General features: G+C 34.0%; 17 protein-coding genes and 1 riboswitch. Of the genes, 8 read left to right on the forward strand and 9 right to left on the reverse strand.

Annotation, left to right across the window (positions count from 1 at the left end; all coding sequences use genetic code 11):
* Positions 1-181 precede the first annotated feature (181 nt).
* From BUB90_RS07820 to BUB90_RS24095, 3 genes are all read right to left on the reverse strand, one after another.
* Positions 182-3793 (reverse strand): X2-like carbohydrate binding domain-containing protein, encoded by a 3612-nt coding sequence (locus BUB90_RS07820; RefSeq protein ID WP_073285614.1) that lies wholly within the window; start codon positions 3791-3793, stop codon positions 182-184.
* A 459-nt stretch (positions 3794-4252) separates the two neighbouring features.
* A complete protein-coding gene (locus BUB90_RS07825) occupies positions 4253-5452 on the reverse strand; it encodes a sodium ion-translocating decarboxylase subunit beta (protein ID WP_073285878.1) in 1200 nt (399 codons plus the stop codon).
* Between the two features lie 129 nt (positions 5453-5581).
* Positions 5582-5716 carry a hypothetical protein gene (locus tag BUB90_RS24095; RefSeq protein WP_278277264.1) on the reverse strand — a complete coding sequence of 45 codons (135 nt, stop codon included), beginning with the start codon at positions 5714-5716 and terminating at the stop codon, positions 5582-5584.
* 243 nt (positions 5717-5959) lie between these two features.
* Here BUB90_RS24095 and BUB90_RS07830 point away from each other — a divergent pair, with 243 nt between their 5' ends.
* The gene (locus BUB90_RS07830) at positions 5960-6883 is read left to right on the forward strand and encodes a LysR family transcriptional regulator (protein ID WP_073285617.1); all 924 of its coding nucleotides are present in this window, start codon (positions 5960-5962) and stop codon (positions 6881-6883) included.
* Between the two features lie 161 nt (positions 6884-7044).
* Here the strand turns inward: BUB90_RS07830 and BUB90_RS07835 are convergent, their stop codons facing one another.
* Both BUB90_RS07835 and BUB90_RS07840 read right to left on the reverse strand, forming a co-directional pair.
* Positions 7045-7821 (reverse strand): SDR family NAD(P)-dependent oxidoreductase, encoded by a 777-nt coding sequence (locus BUB90_RS07835; protein WP_073285620.1) that lies wholly within the window; start codon positions 7819-7821, stop codon positions 7045-7047.
* A 214-nt stretch (positions 7822-8035) separates the two neighbouring features.
* Positions 8036-10846 (reverse strand): oxidoreductase, encoded by a 2811-nt coding sequence (locus tag BUB90_RS07840; protein WP_073285623.1) that lies wholly within the window; start codon positions 10844-10846, stop codon positions 8036-8038.
* 170 nt (positions 10847-11016) lie between these two features.
* Here BUB90_RS07840 and BUB90_RS07845 point away from each other — a divergent pair, with 170 nt between their 5' ends.
* The 6 genes from BUB90_RS07845 (at position 11017) to BUB90_RS07870 (ending at position 18164) form a co-directional block, all read left to right on the forward strand.
* Complete coding sequence (locus BUB90_RS07845; protein WP_242952502.1) at positions 11017-12648, forward strand: PucR family transcriptional regulator; 1632 nt, start codon at positions 11017-11019, stop codon at positions 12646-12648.
* Positions 12649-13239: 591 nt separating this feature from the next.
* The gene (locus BUB90_RS07850) at positions 13240-13674 is read left to right on the forward strand and encodes a GAF domain-containing protein (protein WP_073285628.1); all 435 of its coding nucleotides are present in this window, start codon (positions 13240-13242) and stop codon (positions 13672-13674) included.
* Between the two features lie 15 nt (positions 13675-13689).
* A complete protein-coding gene (locus BUB90_RS07855) occupies positions 13690-15315 on the forward strand; it encodes a thiamine pyrophosphate-binding protein (RefSeq protein WP_073285631.1) in 1626 nt (541 codons plus the stop codon).
* Positions 15316-15327: 12 nt separating this feature from the next.
* Entirely contained in the window at positions 15328-16065 is a 738-nt protein-coding gene (locus BUB90_RS07860) for an SDR family NAD(P)-dependent oxidoreductase (RefSeq protein WP_073285635.1), read from the forward strand.
* Between the two features lie 228 nt (positions 16066-16293).
* Positions 16294-16377: riboswitch (cyclic di-GMP riboswitch) on the forward strand.
* 75 nt (positions 16378-16452) lie between these two features.
* A complete protein-coding gene (locus tag BUB90_RS07865; RefSeq protein ID WP_073285638.1) occupies positions 16453-17703 on the forward strand; it encodes a methyl-accepting chemotaxis protein in 1251 nt (416 codons plus the stop codon).
* 74 nt (positions 17704-17777) lie between these two features.
* The gene (locus BUB90_RS07870; protein ID WP_073285641.1) at positions 17778-18164 is read left to right on the forward strand and encodes a hypothetical protein; all 387 of its coding nucleotides are present in this window, start codon (positions 17778-17780) and stop codon (positions 18162-18164) included.
* A gap of 177 nt (positions 18165-18341) precedes the next feature.
* On the opposite strand, the gene BUB90_RS07875 is transcribed toward BUB90_RS07870, so the two are convergent.
* On the reverse strand, positions 18342-19541 hold the full coding sequence (locus BUB90_RS07875) for an MFS transporter (RefSeq protein ID WP_073285644.1): 1200 nt from the start codon (positions 19539-19541) through the stop codon (positions 18342-18344).
* 198 nt (positions 19542-19739) lie between these two features.
* On the opposite strand from BUB90_RS07875, the gene BUB90_RS07880 reads away from it, so the two are divergent.
* On the forward strand, positions 19740-20330 hold the full coding sequence (locus tag BUB90_RS07880) for a TetR/AcrR family transcriptional regulator (RefSeq protein ID WP_073285647.1): 591 nt from the start codon (positions 19740-19742) through the stop codon (positions 20328-20330).
* Positions 20331-21009: 679 nt separating this feature from the next.
* Here BUB90_RS07880 and BUB90_RS07885 read toward each other — a convergent pair.
* The 3 genes from BUB90_RS07885 to BUB90_RS07895 all read right to left on the reverse strand — a co-directional run bounded on the left by BUB90_RS07885 (position 21010) and on the right by BUB90_RS07895 (position 24462).
* Positions 21010-21858, reverse strand: a complete 849-nt coding sequence (locus BUB90_RS07885; RefSeq protein WP_073285650.1) for a DUF4435 domain-containing protein — start codon at positions 21856-21858, stop codon at positions 21010-21012.
* Entirely contained in the window at positions 21833-23098 is a 1266-nt protein-coding gene (locus BUB90_RS07890; RefSeq protein ID WP_073285653.1) for an AAA family ATPase, read from the reverse strand. Before BUB90_RS07890 ends, BUB90_RS07885 begins: the two co-directional genes overlap by 26 nt.
* Positions 23099-23268: 170 nt before the next feature.
* Positions 23269-24462 (reverse strand): hypothetical protein, encoded by a 1194-nt coding sequence (locus BUB90_RS07895; protein WP_073285656.1) that lies wholly within the window; start codon positions 24460-24462, stop codon positions 23269-23271.
* Positions 24463-24500: the final 38 nt, after the last annotated feature.

The raw sequence follows: 24500 nt of genomic DNA on the forward strand, positions 1-24500 counted from the left end.
AAGTTTTCCCGTATAAGTTTTTCAAAATCCCCTATCCTAATCGCTTTAACACCTTACCGCTTTATATCATAATAGTGCTATTTGAGGAAAAAGACAGGCTTGTTGCCTTTTTATATACTCAAGCCTGTCTAATGGTCAAATTTTATAGTTTTTATCTTCCATGAAGAAGATTATTACAATTTTATACAAGAATCAGATTATCTAGATAAAGAGTCCCTACCCCTTCTACTGCTGTTCCTTTTTCAATATAAATGGAATACTCCGTTATCATAGAATAATCAGGTGTTGCACTTTGTACCCATGATGGTGTCTTGAACTCACATAGAGAAATTGTTACTGTATTACTTCCCCCTGAGAGGGTTTTCTTTGCTTCAAAATAACTCCCATCCTTGTCCTTAAACTGTATAACAAGATCTCTACCCGCAGCATCACTAGTAACCTCTAGTTTCATCGTCTTACCAGTAGTCCAGTTCATCCCACTAGAGAAAGCTTTCGTAAAACCAGCATAAGCCGGATTACCTACGGTATAACTTACCTTTGCTCTTTCTCCCTCAGAGGTAATGGATATCGCATTTCCATTCTCATTCCTTCTATAATTTGATGAGTTGATATTATCAAAGGTATCAATTACGATCTTGCTAACAATTGGCTCATCGTCTGTTTTCACAAGTACTAGATTATCCATATATAAGGTCCCGCTTCCCGCACTTGCACTACCCTTTTCTATATAGATTGAATATTCTGTAACTCTTGATAAATCAGCTACTGCACTTTGTGTCCATGATGGAGTCTTAAAATCACTTATTGGAATCTCAATGGTTGAAGTACCAGCTGATAAGCTTTTTCTTGCTTCAAAGTAATTACCGCTTTGATCGCGGAATTGTATTACAAGATTTCTTCCAGCTATATCGTTCACTAGATCTATTTTAACCTTACCGCCTTGCGACCAATCCATCGCAGAGGAAAATGTTTTAGTAATACCAGCATATTCAGGATTACCTACGGTATAACTAATCTTCGCCTTACCTGATGATGAAGTAACGGTAATACTATTCCCATTGCTATTTCTCACATAATTAGAAGAAACCAAGTTATCAAAAGAATCAATTACTATTTCTTCTCCTGGTATAACAATCCCATTTCCCGTAACCGTTATAGTAAGTACTGCCGTAGTGTTATCACTGAAAGTATATACTAACTTATATTGGCCATCTTCTACCAAAGTATTTAAAAATACCTGATTTATTCTTATCTGACCTCCATTAATCGAATAGTCTGTTCCTTGCGCTAAAGCTGTTCCGTTATATGTTATAGATTTAAGTGTAGTTCCATAAAAAACTACGTCTGTTACTAAATCTGAAGGTTGTTGTATATTGTATTCTAGTTCGGAGTTCTGTATATATGGTGTTGTAATCTCTACCTGATTTTTATAAGCAACAATTTCATCGAGGTATATCGTTCCTGTTGTCTTAGATGATATAGAACCAACATAGATAGAAAACTGATTAATTGCTGCTATATTAGGAATTGCACTTGCTGATTGCCAACTTGGTGCTTTGAATCCACTAAATGGAAGTTGAACAGTCTTACCACCTGTAAAATCAAGTTTAATATAGGATTCCCAGTAATGGTCATTGTCGTCTCTAAATTGAATGGTCACTTCATTACCTGACCCATCACCCTCTATCCATAATTCAATACCTAGAAACGAAGCAAAATCTTTGTTTATCATCGCCTTATTCACACCGCAATAATTGGGACTTCCAACATTATAGGCAAATGATAATGCCTGTGAACCATTCTTCGTAACTAGATTTAGACCTACACTATTACCACTGGAATTCTTACTATATGCTGTATTCAATTCATCTACAGAAGTATAGCCATCGAATGTATCAAAAGAATCTTTTCCTGTGGAATCTGTTACACTAACAGTAAGTTCACGGTCAATTCCTTCATAGAAATCAAAAGCAAGTACCACATTACCTGTAGCAAGTGATGTAAGATAGGATTTCTTAATAGTCACCGTATTCCCGTCTACTATATAATCACTTCCCTGTACTAATGTTTTTGAACCATTTTTAATCCCACGGAACTCACTACCATTTGGTGTCATTGTCACCTGAACGTCTTTGCATACTTTTGTGTTTTTATCGATTGCAATTGTATAGGTAGATAATTCTGGGTTTGCTACCTTGCTATCGGTTACATTCACTGTAAATGTTGGTTTGTTTCCAGCAGAAGTTAATACTTTACACGTGTATTTTGCTAGTTCTTTCTTAGCGAAATATTCTTTCTTAATTGTAATTGTGTCTGAATTAATTGTATAATCTGTACCTAGCTTCATCTCTACATCATTGCTTGTAAGTCCAGTAATACTTCCCGTCTTCATTACCGCCTTTACAACAATATCAGTTGGACTACTTCTGTCGAAATTCACCTGCGAAACATTTACACTATTCGCTATATTTTTCTTGTTCATTACTTGATTATGATTCATAATTAATCTTCTTGTTGTTGCTGTCTGCGTTGCTTCAGAAGGCCCATAAACTGTATATCCATCATAATCAGGATATAAGGTTCCATCATCAAGATACGATGCTATCATCCAATAGTTAGAACCAGCATATTCAAGCCCATCATAAGTATTTCCTTCAATAACATTGTACCATTGTGTATATTCAGCATCCCTTAAGGACTTATCCTTAATACCAAACTCTTCTAATATAACAGGCTTATTATTTGCCTTCGTTGTCTCGGCATGTTTTTTTAACCAAAGCATGTCATCTTGACCATCTCCAGTATATTTCATCCCCCACTGATCTACATAGATATGAGGAGTCCCAAAATCAATGGTATCAATTGTCATCAACTTTTCAAAATCTACACCTTCCGCTCCATACCAGATATAGCTACAGCTCGATTCTTGTACTGAGTTATATGGAAGATTATAAAATCCTTCATCTCCAACAGAAACCATATGATAGGGATCAATTGATTTTACATATGCAGACATCTCTTTTGCCCACTTGTATATTACATCATTCTTACAGCCTGCATCTGTTTTACATCTTGGCTCATTCGCAAGTTCCCATGCAAAAACACCTGGTTCGTCCTTTAATTTTCTACCTGTGTAAGGATTTGTATGATTAAGCAAAGTATATATGTAATTCTTGTACCAACCCTTTAAGGTTTCATTGGTATAGAAATCATCCCCTGTCAGATTAGATGCTATTCCTGCTTCTTTCGCCCATTTGGCGTATTGACCCATTCCACCAAATGCCTCCCAATAGTTTGTGAAGGTAATAAGAAGCTTTACATTCTCTTTCTCAGCTTTTGCGATTGCATAGTCTAATCTTTGCAATCCGTCTGCACCCTCGTTAACTACCGGTTTCTTTAATTTTGAATCAAAATATTGAAAATACACCCCGTCCTTTTCACCTGATCCATCATTGTTATTCTCAAACACTTGATATCCTTGAGAATTGGTTTTCCCTGTTTTAGTACCTACATCTAGATGCCCCCATGCTCTGATTACTTTAATGCCCATATCAGATGCATCTTCAATTACATTGTTTACCTCCGTTTTTGATTTGTAGATTAGATAATAGCAGTTTGTTCCCCCATAATAATACGGACTGCCATCGCACATGAATTTTGTTCCCTGCGCATAGACAAATCCTTCCGGTCTTGAGTCTGCCGCCTTCGCAGTAACTAAGTGCCCCGAAATACTTCCCAACACCATAATAAATAGTAATAGCAATGATGTTAGTTTCTTTTGAACCTTAAACATAAAAATACCCTCCTTAAAAAATAGTAAACTCTTAGAAGTCAATAATACGAATTGAATTTATATATATTTTTGTTGGTAAGCTCTCAAATCATGTTATTAAGCTTCCAAGAATTTTTAATAAAAAACAAGCTATTCATTTTAATCAATGCAAGCTTGTTTATCTAGAAGTCATATTAATTTATATTTTTAGTGATTTTTACCTTAATTTGTTATTTTTTATGTTAAATTTAATATATCATTTATAATTATTTAAGTCAACATAATTCTTTATATTAGTTATTATTTTCTTTTTATTATTCTTTTATTAATCTTTCTTTAGCTATTCATACTATTTTATCCTTAGAACCGTCCTATCTCGGGACACAATGAAAAGGACACAACAAATTCATTCCGCCTAAACGGTAAAATTTACTGTGTCCGTCTCTATTTACATACTATTTATACAAAAAATAACTACTATTACTGCAAAAGTGTAACGTATATAGCTGTAAGAATAGCCGTAGTAATTACACCACAAATATTAGCTCCTAGCGCATAATCCAGAATGAATGCACATTTATTAACCTTTTGTACTTCTTTTTGTGCTACCTTAGCAGTTGATGGAACACAGGAAACTCCTGCAATACCAACCACCGGGTTAAAGTTCTTCCCTCTTAATAGATAAATAACATATCCACCCAATATACCACCGATTCCTGAAAGCGTTAATGCCACAATACCAAGAACCAATAATTTAAGTACAACAGGATTTAATAACGTACTTGCATCACATAAAACACCTAGCATTAACCCCAAGAAAAATGTTGCAAAGTATAAAAATCCATCTTCAATAAGTTTTACATACTTACTAATTTCGGATTCTCTTATTACTATACCAATAAAGAAACTCAAAAACAGTGGTGCTGCAACAGGGAACAACAAGCAAAGTAAGGCATTCGCAATAACAGCGAAGATCAACTTCTCAGAGGATGTAATATTATGTTTTGGCTTTTTATCTACGATTACCTGTCCTCTTATCTCCTTCGGTATTAGAAGCTTGATTAAATATGGATACCCTCCATATGTAAGACTTAGATATAGATATGCAACAATCGAGATCGGTACGAAATATTCTGGTGCTAGTTTTAATGCTGCAAATAGCACCATTGGTCCATCTGCCCCACCAATAATAGAAGCTGCTGCCGCTGCCCCATCAGATAGCCCCATAAGTTTCGCAATTGGAAAGGTTGCAATCGTTCCAAGTTCCGCAAATAAAGCGATGGTCATACTAATGAACGGATGGGCTAACACGTAACCAATATCGCATAAAATTCCGATTCCCATAAAGACCAAACAAGCAATAAGTCCATTACTAAACGTTAATGTATATATTGGTTGTAGAAAATTAATCTGCATATACTTCATTAAATCATCCGTGGTAGTTAACAACGGATTGATAATTAAATTAGCAATTTGATTATTCTCCATAAATAAAACTCCAGCATTAACCGCTGACATACCAAGCCCCATCGGTATCATAATAAGCGGCTCTAATGTACCCTTTTTCCCTAAGTAAACAAGCAAAAATCCTAAAAATATTAAAACAACTCGCAATATAACAACCTTTGGTTCTTGTTGAAACATTGTACTAATGCCCTGAAACAACTCTATAATTTTCATATCAATAAACATACCCCTTTCTGATATCTGGAGAATCTAATGTTTACATTAAGTTTTTGCTAAAAAACTATTGTTTTTTCAACTCTATCCCCTGTTCTGTACATTATGATGTATAATTCAGATATACCTTTAGTTATTATGTTTTTGACCTTTATTAAACATTCTAATACATACCAATAAAATTTTAATTAGAAACGCAATTCCATACGATATAACAATTCCTATTCCCATCACTTTAAGTGGAACACCGATACTTAATAGCATACTAACTCTCCTTTTAATTTTAAGAATTTGTAGGCAATTGCACAACTCTTCTCCATGACAATAACATATCTGTGATTTTTGCAATTGACTATCTAGACATTCGTAAAATCCATTATGATATTTTTCCTTGTAATTAAATAGTATCCTTTTATAAATTTATTTCAAATACAATATATAAATATAAATCATATACCAAAGTTATTGATAAAAACAGGTAGTAACTACTTAAGTTGGAGGTTAATCATGGACTTACATTACCTTGAATTATTTAATACGGTTGCTCAGTATGAAAGCTACAAAAAAGCTTCAGAGATTCTTCATATCAGTCAACCTGCACTTTCTATTCAAATAAAAAAACTTGAGGAACAAATTGGACTAAAGCTATTTAACAAGATTGGAAATAGAATATTTTTGAATGAAAATGGACTTATGCTTCAAGAATATACCAACAGAATATTTGATATTATTCATGAACTTGAGAATAGAATTTCTATTACACAGAACTTTATCGGTGGAACCCTAAATGTCGGTGGAAGTAATACTCCAGGCTCTTACATTCTTCCTGATATAATCGGAGAGTTTAATAAACAGTATCCCAATTTAAAATTTAACTTACATATAGGAAATACTTCAGAGATTTCTCATTTGATTACAAGCGGTACTATAGATATTGCGCTAAATGGCGGAAACTGTTTCTATCATAATAATATCTATGTAGAAAAGCTCTTTGATGATCAATTAGTTATTGTTGCATCTCCTCAAAACCCCTATTGTAGTCTCAAAGTGGTTGAAGTTGAAGACTTAAGAGAAATGAATTTTATTGTACATAAAACCGATTCCCAATTATATTCTTATTACGTCGATTTTATCAGAGCTATCAACATTCCAGAAAAAATCACTATGTGTTTAGGAAATATTGATGCAATTAAAAGAGCCGTTAGCTCTAATCTAGGGGTTTCTCTTATGCCCTATGTTGCAGTGAAATTTGAGTTACAATATGGCTTGCTAAAACTATTGAATCTCCCTGTTCAACACCCTAGCTATCCTTATAGCCTTATTTACAATAAGAATAAATCGCTTTCTGCGACTTCTAAGAAATTCATCGAATTAGTTCGGTCCAGTATCAATAATTATACGTTTGATGCTATGGATAACACCAACCCATAATAGAATATCTTCTATCTTCTACATATCTTGATAAAAAATAGTTGATATCGTAACTAGTAGAGTATAACTCTATTCGTTACAATATCAACTATTTGTTCTTATAGAAGTTTTTGAAACTCCCTAAAGATTTTATTTACTTATACTTAATCTATCTCATACCCTTATACGAGAGCTCCACCACCATCTACAATTATAAACTGGCCCTGTACGTAGCTAGAAGCATCACTTGAAAGATATAAGACAGTACCATTTAATTCACCCTTGTTGCCTGGACGTCCTGCTGGATTCACTGCATTATAAGTATTAAGGAACTGTTCTGATTTGAATAATGTTCCTGCTGTCATCTCGGATTCAAAAAGTGCTGGTCCGATAGCATTCACTGTTATTCCATATCTAGCGTAAGAACAAGCCATACCTTTTGTTAAGCCAAGAACCGCTGACTTAGATGCGTTATAGGAATGTCTGATAAACATATCATGCTTATCTGCAATCACTGCGTTGACAGAAGCAATATTTACAATTTTACCATATCCTCTTTCTTTCATTTGAGGAATAACATACTTACTAGCTAAAAAGATTCCCTTTACATTAATATCGAAGGACTTATCCCAATCCTCTTCTGTCATGCTATCTACACCACCACGAACAGCGATACCTGCATTATTTAATAAAATGTCAATATGGCCAAAAGTATCAATAACTGTCTGCATTGCTTCTTTTACACTCTCTTCATTGGTAACATCACATCCGATAGCAATCGCTTTACGACCTGTTTTCTCGATTTCTGCTTTCACTTCATTCAGTTTATCAACACGTCTTGCTAATACTGCAACATCTGCTCCAGCTTTTGCATATGCCAAAGCCGCGTCTGCTCCTAGGCCTGAACTTGCACCTGTTACTACTGCTACTTTTCCAGTTAAATCAAATAAATTCTCCATCTTTTATACTTCCTTTCTTTTTTATAATATAGTTAGTCAATTGCGAAACTCTTTTCCATGTTGATAGCATATCATTCAACCAAAACATTGTATGTGACGTAATCACAATTCAGATTATGACAGCAGTCATAAAATATATTGATATGTTTGTTTCCATTACAAAGAGTTTCGTAATTGAATATAATAACTTAGGTGATTATCAAATTATATTTAATTAGATTCGTCCAGTTTCCATGAATGCAGTACGATCATAGCGACCTGTTAATAGATATGGTACTACCTCATCAGCTTCCAATTTCTCTACTAAATTTAATTTATGTACTAGTAAACTGTTCTTAGAATATGCACCACCGATAATGGTATTGATTGGTAATTCTGCCCATGGGTCGTCCACACTTGATTTTAGATTCAATGCTGCAAGTCCTGGTTCCCATGACTGATAATTATACTCGCACTGATTCATCAACAAGGAAGCGTTTTTAAAATGCGATACGCCCTCTTCATCTGGTTCACGGTCAATATGAAAATAAAAACCTCCTCCAAATGTCTGCTTTCCTGCTGCTGGGAACTGATAGAGCGCTGCTGTAAGAGGACTGTTGTATTCTCCTAATTTCATCGTTGCCTCTACAAGTTGTGTTCCTCTTCTAGTCACTCCCGCTGTTACTGTATCTCCATTTCTTCTAATAACAAACTCTGCACCTAGCTTCTTTGGAATGCTTCCGTTATCACGACCACATTGCACTGCCATCTCAGCTCCGGGTCCTCCTAACACAAGTCCTACTGGATATAAACCAAGTGTCTTTCCATAAGTTGCATAAACACCTAATATAGCTTCATAGTAATCATCTGCAAAAGTAGGATTATTTACATGACAGACAGACAACGTAACTACTGGCATAGAAAATGGTTTCAATGGTGGAGGTAAAATTCTTGCAATTGCCGCTGGATCAGTTAAATAACTGATATAGATGCCTTCCTGATTATCCATAAGCGAAACTTTACCAAAGTTTGCAAGCTCTTCTTTCCTAATTCGAAAACTTGGTATATGTTTCTCTACAAACAATTCACGTCCCACTTCATACCCTGTTCGTACTGCTGGTGCAATTGCTCCATCTTGTATAGCACTTCCTATTAGTTTTACAACCACTCCTTTTGCTTCTAACTCAGAAACTAAAGACTGATCAGGACGATATCCAAGAGATAACACTACTGCATCCACAGATACCTTCTCTTCCATGTGTTCTTCTGGTTTTTCTAATATTACACAATCTTCATGAATCTCTTTTAATGCATATCCTAACATATATTGTACATCAGATTTGGCTAACCGTCCACAGACATCAGCAACATTGGTATGGTTTGCATTTGGTGCTACTTTCTCTTGCATGTCAATCACTACAACTTGATTTTCATTCGTACAAAGATATTCTGCTGTTTCTAGCCCGGTAAGACCAGCACCAATTACCGCTACTTTTTTCCCTTGTAACACAGCTTCTCCCGTTAATACATCTTCTACTGTATATACTGCGTTACCATGAACTCCTGGTATTTTATTAGGAATAATGGAAGTAGAACCTGTTGCAACAATTACTGCATCTGGTTTATAAGACATAATCATATCTGCAGTAGCTTCTGTATTAAGTTTTACTTCTACTCCTAGTCTCTCAAATTCATTCTGATAATATTCAGCTATCCACTGCATACGTTCTTTTAATGGTGGTTTCTTAGCAAGATTTACGGTTCCTCCAAGTTCACCTTGGCGATCTATAAGTGTCACTTTTACTCCACGTGAGGCAAGTGTCTGTGCTGCACACATTCCAGCAGGTCCACCGCCAACTACAACTGCAGTATGACCTTTTGTATCATGAATTAGATCTCCATATCTACGTTCTTTGGCAAGTCTTGGATTCAAGGAACATTCAGGTGGTAATCCTGCCGCATTATATTGATTCAAACTCTCAAAACAACGTAGACAAGAAACACATCTGCGTATTTCCTTTTCTCTACCTTCCTGTACTTTTTTGCCCCAATTCTCATCAGCGAGCCAAGTTCTTCCCATGGATACAAAGTCTTCTACTCCATCTTCTAAGAACTTCTCTGCCACTGTAGGCTCTTTTATTGCAGAAACACCAATGACAGGAATATTTACATGGTTTTTAACTGCCATAATCATATCGCGTCTCCAACCTTGTGGGAAAGAAATTGGTTCTACGCTAGTAATTCCTGTTTCATATAATCCACAACTGACATCAATAAAATCTATACCTATTTCTTCTAATGCCATGGCAATTTTAATACCATCTTGAATATGGATATACTCCTCTGTCACTCCTGTCTTTTCTAGAAACTCCTCTACACTAAGTCTTACACCAATAGGAAAGTCAGGACCACATGCCTTACGAATCCCAACGATAATTTCTTGAATCATTCGTAGACGATTTTCAAAACTTCCACCATATTCATCTTCTCTTTTGTTCGTATATGGAGATAGAAATTGTTGTAACAAATATCCATGAGCTGCATGCAGTTCTACACCATCACAGCCTGCTTTTTGTACTCTGACTGCACCATCAATAAACTGACTAATTAACTCTTTTACTTCTTCTGTCTTAAGCTCACGTGTTTCCTGTTTGAGATATTTACATGGAATTGGAGATGGTGCAACTACTGGCTGTCCACCAAGGAGTGCTGAAACTGTCTCACGTCCTGGATGATGCAACTGAATAAAAATCTTACTTCCGTGTTTATGTACTGCTTCTGCAAGTTTTGATAGTGGTTCAATATGTCTGTTTTTTGTAACTGATAACTGTCTCATAAGACCTGCACCATGTACATCATTTACACGGGTGATTTCTGGGATAATGAGTCCTGCACCACCAATAGCCCTCGCCTCATAGAAAGCGATCATATCCTCTGATGGTGTTCCATCAAGATTTGCAAGTCCACAGCCCATTGGAGACATGACCAAACGATTTTTAATGCCTACCTTTCCTATTTTTCCTGGTTCAAACAATTTATTAAACATTTTCTCCTCCTTATTTAACGGAATACTCTTCTGTTTTTATGTCCTTAGAATACACTGAAACACCTAATTTTACAATGTGTATGATGAATGATAAAAATTTGACAATTTGTTTACTATGCACTATAGTAATAATATCACAACAACATTTTTGTTAATAATGAGGAAAAAATATGACCTTTTCAAAATTAGTAGAAATACTGTCGAACGACTATAGGATAGACATTTTATCCCAAGGAGAGGACTTCGAGATACAAGATATTGCTTTGATTGACAACAAACATGATAAACGTAAGAGCACCCTTTATTTTGGTTACGTTAAACAATTACAAGACGGAATTCCTCTTCCATCGCAATGTATTCTCGCACATATGGACAAGTCTATGCTCTTAACCAATGGGGTAAATGCTTCCTCTATAGAAAATCTTACTGTAACGGAGAACTTTGATTTAATAGAGAGCCTTGATTTAGCAGAAAACCTTACTCTAGCAGAAAACCTTGCTTCAGTGGAAAACCTTGCTTTAGTAGAAGAATCTTCTTTGTTTACCTTATTTAACGAAGCAAAAATATTGATTGAAACCACCTACAGTAAAGGACTTTTTGAGGAACTTACTGCCCTTGCAGATCAGACAAATAGTATTGAAACCGTTTTAGATGCCGCGTCTGTAAGATTAGGGAATTCTTTGCTTTTTTGTGATATGAATTTCAAAATCATCGCCAGTTCTAGCTCTATCCCCGTCCTTGACCCTCTTTGGAAGGAAAATATAAAGCAAGGTTACTGTTCTTATGAATTTATAAAAGAAGTGAAAGAACTGGATTCGATTAAGAATGCCGCCCCAACTACATCTGCTGTAGAAGTTACCTGCTCTGTATCTCCCTATCGCAAATTAAGTAGTAAGGTTTTTCATAATAGAATGCAAGTTGGTTTTCTATTGATGATAGAGAGTGAGAATAAATTTCTTCCCTATCATTATGAAATGCTCAGTACAGTGAGTCATATTATCAGTTATACCATTGCTTACTATAGGTCAGATCTCTTTGAAGAAAGTAGTTTGTATCAACAATTACTATATGACCTACTGATTGGAGCCCCTTCTAAGGACCTGCTACCAAGACTTACAGAACTTCATTTCCCTGATAACATGTTAGTACTATTTATTCGGCCTACAAGATTTCTAGGACGCGAATACTTAAAAAAGTTTGTACATCTAAGTTTGAAGATGCAGTTACCGGGAGCACATGTTACATATCATAAAAACGGGATTGTTGCAATGATTCCATTAAAAGAACATGCAAAAACAGATTACGAACTACTTGACATATTAAAAGACTTCACAGAAAAAGAACATGTACGAATAGGTATCAGTAATCCTTTCTCTAACATAGAGAACTTTGCCAGTCACTACGAACAAGCATATGTAGCCTTAGAACTTGGGCAAAAATTAAACCCAGAGGAATTCATTTGCCGTTATCTTGATTACCAAGTTTACGATTTGTTCTCTGAGGTAAAGAATCCAGATTTATTAGGACGGTTTTGCCATCCATGCTTAGTAACTCTTAGGCAATATGATCATCAGAATAACACACAACTGTACGAAACTCTATGTATATACCTAGACAAGGGATGCAGCATTAAATTGACTTCAGAAAGCCTTTATATTCATCGTAATTCTTTAGTCTATCGCTTAAATCGTATTATAGAACTATGTGATATTAACCTTGAAGATGTTAATACACTCTTCCTACTTCGTCTGTCTTTTCTAATTGATCGCTATAACGGGTTGAATGCGCTTAAGACTTGGTAATCGAATATGTATTGTTTAGCCTTACTCCTTCTAAGTTTACCTAGTAGTTATCACTACTAGGTTTCTATTGGTTTCTCACATCTTACTCTTATATTCCTATACGTAATGGGTATAAGATGTGAGACCTCCCCCAGTTAAGTACAAACTCTTCCTCACCATCTATTCTCCATATTTACAAGTCATAATTATCACTTGTAAGTGTCTGCTTTACTAGGCGGTTATAAGAAATTATTTATAAATTCTCAAAATTTTTTCGCTGTATACGAGTAAAGCAACAGAGTAAAAGAGCACAAAAAAATTTCAAAAATTTGTTAAATATAATGGTTACATTTATAACTAAAATGAAATTGTGCCCAAATTGTCGTTGCTTATTGGCTATTTTATGTAATAATTAATGAGAGTAAGTATAAGTAAGTATTTACAAACCCAATAATTTGTGTTAATCTGGAGTCCATATTTATCCATAATAGGTTAAATATGTATTTTTATTTTTAAATGAAATTAATAAGCAATTACGAAAAATGATTAAATATAATTAATTGTATCATTGACTCATTATTGCTAATTAAGTTCGAAGAAAGGAGACAAAATATGGATAAACAAATTTTAGCAAATTTATTTCAAAAAATTTCTGATATAACAAAAGTCATGGATATAGGTTACCATCATATTGTAGACGGTCATTTAAGTCCTGTTTATAAAACACAAACTGATGTTTTAGGAATTGAAAAATGGATAACTGTACATGGACAAAACCCTGTCTATGTAAAAGATACCTATATATTAAAAGAAATTACAGAGAAAAAGCAACCGGTCGAAATCTATGATATAGATAATGATAGTAGATCAGCTGATGCTTTTTTTCTTTTTGGACTTAAGAGCATTATGATAATTCCTGTGGTCAGAGATGATGAAGTAAATGCAATCATTTGCATTGCCTCTATTGGAAAACTTCATCAATTTACAGATGAAGAAATAAAAGTGTGCTGTGACTTAGCAGATGAATATCTGCAAGAACAATATTAATCTAAGGAGCAAAAGATGAGATTTGCAAACGCAATATTAGAATACATTAAATCTGCAAATGTTGATTATTTATTTGGCATTCCTGCAGGTACCATCAGTCCTCTAGTGGATGCCCTAAACGATGTAGATATTAAACCAATCGTTTTTAAAAATGAGGGTGGAGCTGCTTATTCTGCAGCTAGATATGCAAGTGTGAGTGGAAAAATGGCGTTGTTATTGGGTGCCGGTGGCGTTGGTGCTAATAATATGCTTAATGGTATTGCAGATGCATACAGAACTAAAGCACCCGTTTTAGTAATTACAGGTTATGTTCATAGATGGCAAATTGGTAAAGGTGCAATACAGGAGTTAAATACCGAAGATATCCTAAAACCAGTCACCAAATACAGTAAAACAATTCTAAAAGAAGAAGATGTTATGAAAGAACTTGCTTATGCTATCAAACTTGCTAATACCGTTCCAAAAGGACCTGTACATTTATCTATTCCAATTGACATCCAACTGAATCAATTTGAAGGTGAAATACCTGTATATGAATCTGTAATTACACTAGAAAAAGAATATACTCCGATTCCTAAAGAAGCTTATGAAATTATTGATAATGCAAAAAGAGGCTTAATTTTAGTCGGTAAAGGTGCACGAGGATTTTCAAAATCTATAATGGAATTAAGTATGCATTTACAATGGTCAATCGTAACTACTCCAGAGGGTAAAGGTGTTATTCCAGCCGAATTTGTTTTTAATCTTGGAAACTACGGTTTTGCAAGCACAGAGGCTGCTAATGCCTATGTTACTAATACTAATACAGATTGCTTATTAGTAATGGGATCCAGTTTGGGTGAAAATGCAACTAGTAATTTTAGTAAAGCCTTGATAAAAGGAAAAAAAGTCATTCATATAGATTTCGACGCAAAAGAATTAGGTAAGGTTTATACAACAGATGTAACTATCTGTATGGATTTAAAATATGCATTACCACAACTTCTTAAGAATACAAAAGCTGTAGGGGATATTGGTTTTATAAAACCAGTCATTAATCAACCAATACTTAAAACTAATACCGGTCTAAGCTTAAAAGAATTCATGGAAAAGCTTCCAGAATATATGCCAAAAGAGACTTACTATATGGCAGATATGGGAGAATTCATGAACTTTGTTTTTAAATATCTTCATATACCTGCAGAAGGTGATTTCGAAACGAATCTAAATTATGCAGCCATGGGTTGCGCTATTGGTGGCGCAGTTGGTGTTCATGTTGCTAACACTGGTAAAAAAATAGCCGTTATTGCAGGAGATGGCGACTTCTTTATGAATGGTATGGAGATATTAACAGCAAAAGAATTCCACTATCCAATCATATATTTTATTGTTAATAATGCCATGTTAGGATTTGTTGACCACGGACATCAGTTCCTATTTAACAGAGTAGTATCAGAATTTAAGCAAGAAAGAATTAGCATTGCAAATATGCTTGCACCATGTGGCATCAGAACAATGGAAATCAATGATATTAAACAAATGTCGGGTATTACAGAATTATTAAAGGATTTAGATGGACCAGCTGTAATTGAATTAATTACTGACGGAAGTGAAGCCTCACCTAATGGTGACAGATTAAAAGCATTATCAAAACAAGACTAAAGGAGTAAAAGCATGTTAGAAAAAAAAATAGCATTAGTAACAGGAGCTTCAAGAGGGATTGGTAGAGCAATCGCATTGAAATTAGCAGAAGAAGGAGCAGACGTTTTAGTTAATTATGTAAACAATGAAGCTGCAGCTAATAAGGTAGTAGAAGAAATAACTGGACTTGGAAGAAAAGCTTATGCATTTAAATGTGATATTGCTAAAAAAGATGAACTAGAACAAATGGTTGAATATACTATCGAAAAATTTGGTAAGATTGATATTCTTATTAATAATGCTGGTATCGTTAAATATGGAACAATTACAGATATGAATCCTACTGATTGGAACGATGTAGTTAACACTAATTTATCTGGATTATTTAATTTATGTCAATTAGTTACTCCTTATATGATTAAACAAAACTACGGAAAAATAGTTAATGTCAGTTCTCTATCTGCTATAAAGAATCTTCCTGCTTCTTATGCATATTCGGCTACCAAAGCAGGTGTTTCCGCATTTACACGTGTACTAAGTACTGAATTAATTGGCAATAACATTAGTGTAAATGCTATTGCACCAGGAGTTATAAAAACAGATATGTTAGAATCTTTAGGAGATGCAAAAGATTTTTATGAACAATCAATTCCAGCTAAAAGATTCTGCGAAGCCAGTGAAGTTGCTGAATTAGCATATTTTTTATGCCAAGATATCTCTAGATATATAGTTGGACAAACAATCGTTATTGATGGTGGATTATCTTTATAGTACAATAATTTACTTAATATTTCATTTATGGTAATTTGTGCATTTTTTTATTTGACTTTAAATTATTATAGTGTATAATCAGATTAGACAAAAAAAGACATAAATCAACATTTTTGATTCTTATCAAACAATGGACTAGCACAAATGTTAATTAAATAGTTTTTAATTTTATGATCTAGTATTGAAATTATAACATTTTCGTTGCAGTTAATGGAGGAATCATAATCAAAACTTAAAAGGCAAACCTATTGAAAAATAGGGACGCAAAGCTACGAGTCTAAGGGTATTACCTATGATAGTCGGGTCGCAGTAGTTGGCGCAGCCGTTAGTGGTAAACTACTGCTGCTATTTTTTTTACCAAATTTTCCAAATCAGGAGGTACTGCAATTGAAAATACTAAAAATAAAAAAAGAGGGTTCCCCGACTAATATAATTATTACTGAACTATTAGTTATGCTAGTTGGATTTGTAATTTTTTCTATAGGAGTGGGAATTAGGGCTAAATCTGTAATTCAAAATAGCACTAATGATGTTACAATGGGTAGCTTCATAGTATTCATGGTAGTATTTTGTCTTATTGTATTAATTCTATGTGCGGTCTGTTTATTTCTTATTTTACCATCTAAGATAAAATCAACAGATAATTATGATAATAATTTTATAAAATTACATGAACATACCAACACAATCGACCATGAAAAATTTGATAACTTCATAGGCACTGTACGTGAATCAGTGGATATCGTAACTTTTTCAGCCAGTGAGATAAAGCGTTCCTCTGAAGATATGAGCGACATATCTTCAAAAGTTACACAGTCAATTTCACAACTAGCTGAAGGTGTTACCCAACAAGCTGAATCCATAGAAACAGGTAGCTTGAGAATTAACAGCATTACTGAAATGATTATATGTATTGGTGAAGATATGACTGCCTCTGATGGAATCGCAGAAGATGCAATTACAGCAATGTCTAGCGTAAAGGAATCCATTCATTATCAAGAAGAAAAAATGGCTGAAAATAAAGTGATTACAGCGGAAATGAGAGTTGCTACATCTGATTTAATGGAAAAATCCAAAGAAATTGGTAAGATTCTGGAGGTAATTAAAGGTGTTGCACAACAAACAAATCTTTTAGCATTAAATGCTGCAATTGAGGCTGCTCGAGCTGGTGAACATGGTAGAGGTTTTGCGGTTGTTTCCGAAGAAATTCGTAAATTAGCAGAACAATCAAGTGAATCTAGTAAGCAGATTACCGATATTATTAAAGATGTACAAAATGGCATTGAGAATACAGTAATGCAAATTAAGAGAGCTGACACCTTATCAACGGAACAGGAAAAAGCGCTGGATTCTACAGTAGTCGCGATTGGAGATATATCTGATAAAGTTGTTTCGATAGCTGGTAAAGTAAAAGCTGTTTCAGATGCAACATCTGGTTTGACAGTGGATGCAAAAGAGGCCGAAGATATGATTGCTACAATAGCAAGCATCTCTGAGGAAACTGCTGCTGCCACGCAGGAGGCCTCCTCATCTGTTGAAGAGCAGGATACTCTCATCCAAATGGTTGCAGAATGCTCTAACGAAATGTTCTCCATTGCCGATAATCTCAAAAAAGAAATAGAAAGCTTTAGAATTTAGAAAATATAACTCATTTAGAGTATCATGGAATTAATACTCCATCTCAAATATAACATAATTAGGAGGATATTATAATGTTAATATCAAACCCAAAGGGTCTATACACTATTAATTATGACCCTGTTAAAAAACTTGTTAAGGAAGCACCAGTCGGTCTTTGGACCAAAGAAGATTATGCAGAGTATCATAGCCAGTTCGAAAATAAAATTGGACCTGCATTAGGCAATCAGCCTTGGGCAATTTGCTCTGACTTAAGAAAATACAAAGTATCTGACCTTGGTGAAATTATGGCTAAACATACAGACTGGCTAGCTAATAATAACTTAAAATATGGTGCAGTTATCGTAGATAGCGCTATCGTAAAAATGCAGATAAATAGAGCAATTTCTTCTAAATTTGAACAACAAGCATTTTTAACTGAAGAAGAAGCTGATGTATGGTTAAAATCAAAAGGATTCTAAGACTATCAATAAAATAAACATTGATGAAAACTAGGTTACAACAGAGAAATGTAGTGTTGTAATCTAGTTTTTTAGATGAATCCTATTTATTTTTATAGTAACATCTGAAACGCTAATAGGTATAGTAGAAGACTGAGAGACAGCTTTGTTTACCAAAATAGCTTTAAAAATATATTCTTAAATTCTATTTACACTTTTTAATTCTGTTAAAAAATATAACAATCCTAGCAAGGGCAATACAAATCCTAAGAGAGACGTTCCCTTCCAGCCGTAATGTACATATATGTATCCACCCACTGACGATCCGACAGCACCACCAATAAAAAATATAGCCATGAACAATCCATTCATACGCCCCCGTTTTTCGGCATCCAAACCATATATTTTTTGCTGACTAAGCACTAGATTCGCGGAAACAGAACAATCCAGAATTACTGCTGAGAGGCAAAGTAACATAAGCGAAAACAATTTATTACCATTATATAGATGTGGTATCGCAAACGACAATGATGCTGTAACAAATGCTATACCCGTTAGTTTGTTTGTTACTCCTCTATCAGCTAATCTCCCTGCAATAGGTGCAGCTACTGCACCTGCTACTCCTACAAATGCAAATAGTGCAATTCCTTGTTGTTTTAGGTGAAAATTAGATCCTAACCATTGTGGAGTGACTGTCCAAAACAAACTAAATGTGCCAAATAAAGTAGCCTGATATAGTGCTCTTCTTCGAAGAATTTCTTCATCTCGTAGCAATCTTCCCATAGATTTAATAATGTCAGAATATTTATCATTTTGAATCGGTTGTCTAGAAGGTAGTTTCTTTTGTAGAATAAAAATTAAAATCAAAAGTAAAATAGCTGAAAGTATAAATACAAACTTCCAATTAAAAATACTTGCCAGAAAACTTGAAATCGGACGAGCCAACATAATTCCAAGTAACAGTCCACTCATAACATTACCCACCATCTTTCCTCTTTGTGCAACCGATGCTAAAAATGATGCTAGCGGGACAAGAATCTGGGCTGATACAGAACCAAGGCCAATCATAGTTATCGCTATTAAAAAGATGAGCACATTATGCGTTGTTATTACTATAAGTAATCCCGCTATTGCAATTAACAGAATACCAATTGTTAGTTTCTTGTTTTCTATTAAATCACTCAACGGAACAAAGAACAAAAGACCAAATGCATAACCTAGCTGGGTCATTGTGACAATCATACCTGCCGAATCAGGTGGTAACCCAATATCACTACTAATTAGTCCCACCAGTGGTTGAGCATAATATAAATTCGCCACTATAATCCCACATGCACCTGCAAATAATAAAACTAACCATCTTGAAATTTCTTCTTTTGCTATTATTTTCTTGTTCATATACAATCACAACCTTTCAATATATTACTGAACGTTACGTTCATTTTATATAATATACTCATCGTTCAGTAATGTCAATCTTCTTTTTCTATAATTTATATTGTATAATAAACGTAGCATTTCACATAACTTACATCACTTACATTTCAAACTAAAATAAAGTTATAATAAACAACAACTATAAAGGAGATTCTATCTATGAATCCAAAAAGTGGACGACCAAGAAGTGAGGAAGCAAAAACATCAATTCTGCAAGCTACCTATGAGTTGCTTCTTGAACAGGGATTTGCGGGAGTGACTATTGAAGGAATTGCAAAAAAAGCAGGCGTTAGCAAAGTGACAATATACAAATGGTGGCAAAACAAAAGTTCTCTGGCACTTGATGCCTTTTTTGATGCAACTGAAACCATTTTACCTGTTCCTGATACAGGTTCAATTAAAGAAGATTTATTTCAGCAGGTGAAAAATTTATCCGAATTTATTAATAGTCCGAAAGGGAAAATAATCGCTGAATTCATAGCAGAAGGGCAATATGATTCTGAATTTGCCAAGGAATACAGATCCAGATACTTTGTACCTCGTCGATTAATATCACATCAAATATTTGAACGTGGAATACAGCGTGACGAGATATACGAGGATACCAACATTGAACTATACACTGATCTTATTTTTGCACCAATTTTTTATCGATTACTAATTACAGGTGATGTAATACATTCTAATGATATTTTAAGAATTATTGATACTGCTTTATCCTCTCTAATAAAAGATAATAATCAGGAGTAGAACATTATTAAAATGCTCTACTCCAATATAATCCTATAATAAATATTGTGTTTTAAGATTTGATTAGAAGTTATTCTTATCTTGATATTTTCTTGCACTACTCAACATTTCGCAAATTAACTTTGCCAATTTTACCGATGGATAAGGAATCTCATCCTGTAACCACTGACTAACAAGAGAACTCCCTATAGCATGATACATAAAAATATAGCGTTCTAAATAGGAATCATTTTCTTTTACGTAAAGGCTCACATAATAGTATAATAAATTTTTCTCAAACAAGTTTTCTTATTTTCTTCAAGATATTTTATAACCGCTGTTAAAATCTCTATATACTCTTCATGATCAGATTCATGAAAAGTCTTTCTCGTACTTTCTAATACCTCGGTTATACCATTAAATAATTAATGCTGTCGGAACAATTAATATTGATGAAGTGTTCGCCTAAATCATGGGAGAAGGTAGCTGCTAATGCAAAAAATAAAAGCAAAAAACCCTTGCAAATATAATATTTGCAAGGGTTTGAATATTTCTGTATGACGTTTCCAATTATCTCTTTGATAGGTGTTTGAGAACTGTAGAACCGCATGAATGCTGGATTCTTTAGTTAGGATGTTAGTTACGTGTTTGTTACTCTTAGACCTTGACATCGTTTAATTCAGTTTCTATAAATATGTATTTATGCCACCAGAAAATTTATATTAATATTCTCTTGATGTCTTGCCAACATTTCATACAATTTCGTTTTTATAAATGATTGATGCGTAAAAGCACATCTCAAACACTCTTCAACATTTTTACCCGATATCCCTTTAGATTTAGGTTTGATAAAGTTACAAATTGTCGCAAATAAGTTCGCAAAATCATGTCCTTGTGTAATCAACAGGAAATCCTCAATTGAATTATTTGTAATAACTTCCGAATTAACCTCACTACATTTTACCGAATCGAATTTAGATCTATTCATTTTATTAATTTCAGTTTTTAACTTTTCAGTACATAATTTAAGTGTATGTTTGTCACAAACGTTAGAAACTGAGACTCCCTTTAAAATCAGTTCCCAACTCTTTTGCTCATTAAGTTTTCTTACGCAACTCAAAAAACATAGTTCCGATAATACGTGTTCTTTAAGCTCCTGATTCTTCATAGAACCTTGGTAAAATTCACAGCATATTTTATCCAAAGCTCCCTCATCTTCTAAAAACATCATTTCCATACACGAATTATCATATGCAAAAACTTGATCTGTACCAGTTTCAAGATCAGAATAATCCCTGTCTCTAATTCCAATTACACGTTTATTTGCTTTAAAAACTTCACCTGCAATTTTTTCAACACCATTTTTGCCATCATATGATTCATATAGATAAACATTATCATTTAACTCAGATTTCCAAAATTTAATATCATCCTCACCTTCAACAATGATATATACAAAACTTCTATGAATATCTGCACCTAACGTTAACCTGATATCCGAGATAATGTCATCCTTCGTCAGATTACTCTTTATCGAGTTGTTCTGCATAAATTTCTCCTAAGTCAATTTGATTTTCCCAATGATTATTAATTATCTGAGGTGAGTGTGTTGCAACAATTACGTTCATATTTTTATATTTAATAATTTTCATCAAATCATCCATAAATCGTTTCTGCCATGTAATATGCAAAGAAATTTCGGGTTCATCAATAAGTAAAAGAATATTATTTTCGGTTTCAAATATTAGTTGATAAAAAAGTACAATTTCTTGTTTTTCACCTGATGACAATTGCATTAAACTCAAATCTTTTTGAGGTTGTTCAGTATCCTCAATAGATATACCCAGTTCCCTAGAAATAACAATTCTTTTAAAAGAAAGCCTATCATTAATTATATTTGTAAACATTTCTAGTTTATTTATAAAGTCTTCATATACTTTATATTTGATCTCAAAGTCATCAAAATATATTTTTAAAGCCTTAGCATGTTCATCTTTAAATAGAACATTATTCAAATTTTGCATTGTAGACAAATCATACCTATTCAATTTCTCAAATCTAGTATTCATTATTTCTATATTTCTTTGATATTCTTCCTTTGTTATCGCGCCTTCATTTGAAAAAAGTCTATTTGGATATGAACTATCCAATTCATTTGATACTGAAGAATATTTAGACATAACATCAGACATTACAGTCTTAAATTTGATTGGCAATTCTTCAATTACATTTACTAATTTATTATCAGAGGAAAAGCTGATTTGCTCTCGAATAAGTCTTTGCTCTTTAATAAAGTATATTTTACCCAAGCTTTCTTTTATTTTTTTCAACTCTACTAATATCTTTTTAGTTACTGTTTTTTTATTATTGTCAAAATCCGGCTCTCCATATTCTTTAAGAAAGTTTCTACTTAAATATTCTCCAATTTCAATCTCTTCCCCACGTCTCACGTCAATCCATCTATTTTCATCTATTTGATGAAAATAAGGTCTACGTTTTAATTGCTGCATCTGAAACTGAATATTCAACGGAATTCCATTTATAAGTAGTTCTTTAGGTGTTTTTTTTATTTCTGTTTTTTTATTTTCAAATTCTATAACCATAGATTCAAAATCTAGGGCTGAAAAAAATAACATACCTTCTAGCTCTCTGCTTAAGGCATCAATACATTTCAATATTGTTGATTTTCCATATCCATTTGGACCTGTTATAATTGTTAACCCATCACTTTTCAAACGAACATCGTAGTTAAAGCGACCAAATAGTCTTGTTATCGATATTGCTATCATACGTACACTCCTCATCTTAGTCAATTTAATCACCTCCAACATCAATATACTATCTTTTCGATAAAAACAATGTCAAATGGAGGTAACTTTATCATTTATTATATAACAAATAAACATAATATTCCACATAAAACAAAAAGAGTCTAGTTTTCAGACTCTTTTTTGACTTTCTACCTTATTCCCACAAAATCTCTTACCTTCTCCTTCACCCCCTGCATAAACTTCTCAAACAAAGTCACTTCACCAATCATAAACCGCTTCATAAACTCATAGGCTTCATTCAACTTCTGCTTTAAGCCTCTAATTTCTCCATCCTTCTTCTCATTCTCATACCGAAGCTGAACCACTTCTTCAAACAAGTCATGTTCCCTGTCAGAACCAGCACCACTATACATGAAATATACTTCTTCCGCTATTTCAGCCTTTCTGCTTTTCACTTCCAGTTTATCAGAAACTACTTTGTAATCATCCTCAACAACTGCAAGTTCTTTCTTTACAGAATCCAACTTTCGATCATAATACCGAACCGTATCATCAAACTGCTCCAAATTCTTCTTTTTATCTGTCAGCATTTCATCTAGCTTAAAAATAGTAGAAGCCTTCTCCGTAACTGCTTTTTCTTTCACTTTCAAATCAGTTTCCACCAGAACAACTTTTTTCTCCGCTTCTTTGGCTCGTTCCGCAGCTCGTTCTCTTCGATAATCCGATAATAACAAATCGCCACGTTCATTCTTACCCTTAAAGAAACGCTCCCACTCAAGTTCTTTTTGCATATAATCTGCAATCCACTCTTTCTGCTCTTCAATCCAAGTTACCGCCCCATACTCCACTTTTTTCATTTGTGGCACTTTGCCCTGCGGTGTGTCCTGCCAGACAAGATTATCTGATTCATCAACCGCTTGCTTCATGGTAGTTACATATCCCATTCGCTTAAATGTCTGCGAAAAAGCATTCTGTACACTTTGTCCTCGACTACAATTCTTCACATAAGGGATAAATGTCATATGCAGATGTGGTGTTGATTCATCACCGTTAAAAGCCATATTATTGATTACAATTCCTTCCTCAAAGGGTGGTTTCCAATCAGGATCAGCAATTCGCTCCTTTGTCAGAAATGTTACATTAGGAATTTCTGTCAGCATATGTTCTGCAAAGTCCAGCAACGCTCGTTCTGCAAATAGCGAATCATAGAAATTATTTTCATATCCCGTATCTTGCAAATCTCCAATCTGCCAAATAATTTCGTACTGCTCATGCTTCTGCTTATCCTGTTTGATTTTCTCATAATAAGTTTCGGGACATCGTTCCCCACGACTTTTCTTAATCTCCTTCTGTCTCCACTCTTGATAAGAAACTTCAAACAATTTGTCATATGCCTGCTCAATGGTAAAATCTCTTGTGC

This window comes from Anaerosporobacter mobilis DSM 15930 (genome assembly GCF_900142955.1).
Classification (GTDB): Bacteria; Bacillota; Clostridia; order Lachnospirales; family Lachnospiraceae; genus Anaerosporobacter; species Anaerosporobacter mobilis.

Excerpts from the sequence above, each read along its gene's own strand:
- BUB90_RS07820 (WP_073285614.1), bottom strand. The coding sequence starts at position 3,793 with ATGTTTAAGGTTCAAAAGAAACTAACATCATTGCTATTACTATTTATT.
- BUB90_RS07825 (WP_073285878.1), bottom strand. The coding sequence starts at position 5,452 with ATGAAAATTATAGAGTTGTTTCAGGGCATTAGTACAATGTTTCAACAA.
- BUB90_RS24095 (WP_278277264.1), bottom strand. The coding sequence starts at position 5,716 with ATGCTATTAAGTATCGGTGTTCCACTTAAAGTGATGGGAATAGGAATT.
- BUB90_RS07830 (WP_073285617.1), top strand. The coding sequence starts at position 5,960 with ATGGACTTACATTACCTTGAATTATTTAATACGGTTGCTCAGTATGAA.
- BUB90_RS07835 (WP_073285620.1), bottom strand. The coding sequence starts at position 7,821 with ATGGAGAATTTATTTGATTTAACTGGAAAAGTAGCAGTAGTAACAGGT.
- BUB90_RS07840 (WP_073285623.1), bottom strand. The coding sequence starts at position 10,846 with ATGTTTAATAAATTGTTTGAACCAGGAAAAATAGGAAAGGTAGGCATT.
- BUB90_RS07845 (WP_242952502.1), top strand. The coding sequence starts at position 11,017 with ATGACCTTTTCAAAATTAGTAGAAATACTGTCGAACGACTATAGGATA.
- BUB90_RS07850 (WP_073285628.1), top strand. The coding sequence starts at position 13,240 with ATGGATAAACAAATTTTAGCAAATTTATTTCAAAAAATTTCTGATATA.
- BUB90_RS07855 (WP_073285631.1), top strand. The coding sequence starts at position 13,690 with ATGAGATTTGCAAACGCAATATTAGAATACATTAAATCTGCAAATGTT.
- BUB90_RS07860 (WP_073285635.1), top strand. The coding sequence starts at position 15,328 with ATGTTAGAAAAAAAAATAGCATTAGTAACAGGAGCTTCAAGAGGGATT.
- BUB90_RS07870 (WP_073285641.1), top strand. The coding sequence starts at position 17,778 with ATGTTAATATCAAACCCAAAGGGTCTATACACTATTAATTATGACCCT.
- BUB90_RS07875 (WP_073285644.1), bottom strand. The coding sequence starts at position 19,541 with ATGAACAAGAAAATAATAGCAAAAGAAGAAATTTCAAGATGGTTAGTT.
- BUB90_RS07880 (WP_073285647.1), top strand. The coding sequence starts at position 19,740 with ATGAATCCAAAAAGTGGACGACCAAGAAGTGAGGAAGCAAAAACATCA.
- BUB90_RS07885 (WP_073285650.1), bottom strand. The coding sequence starts at position 21,858 with ATGCAGAACAACTCGATAAAGAGTAATCTGACGAAGGATGACATTATC.
- BUB90_RS07890 (WP_073285653.1), bottom strand. The coding sequence starts at position 23,098 with ATGATAGCAATATCGATAACAAGACTATTTGGTCGCTTTAACTACGAT.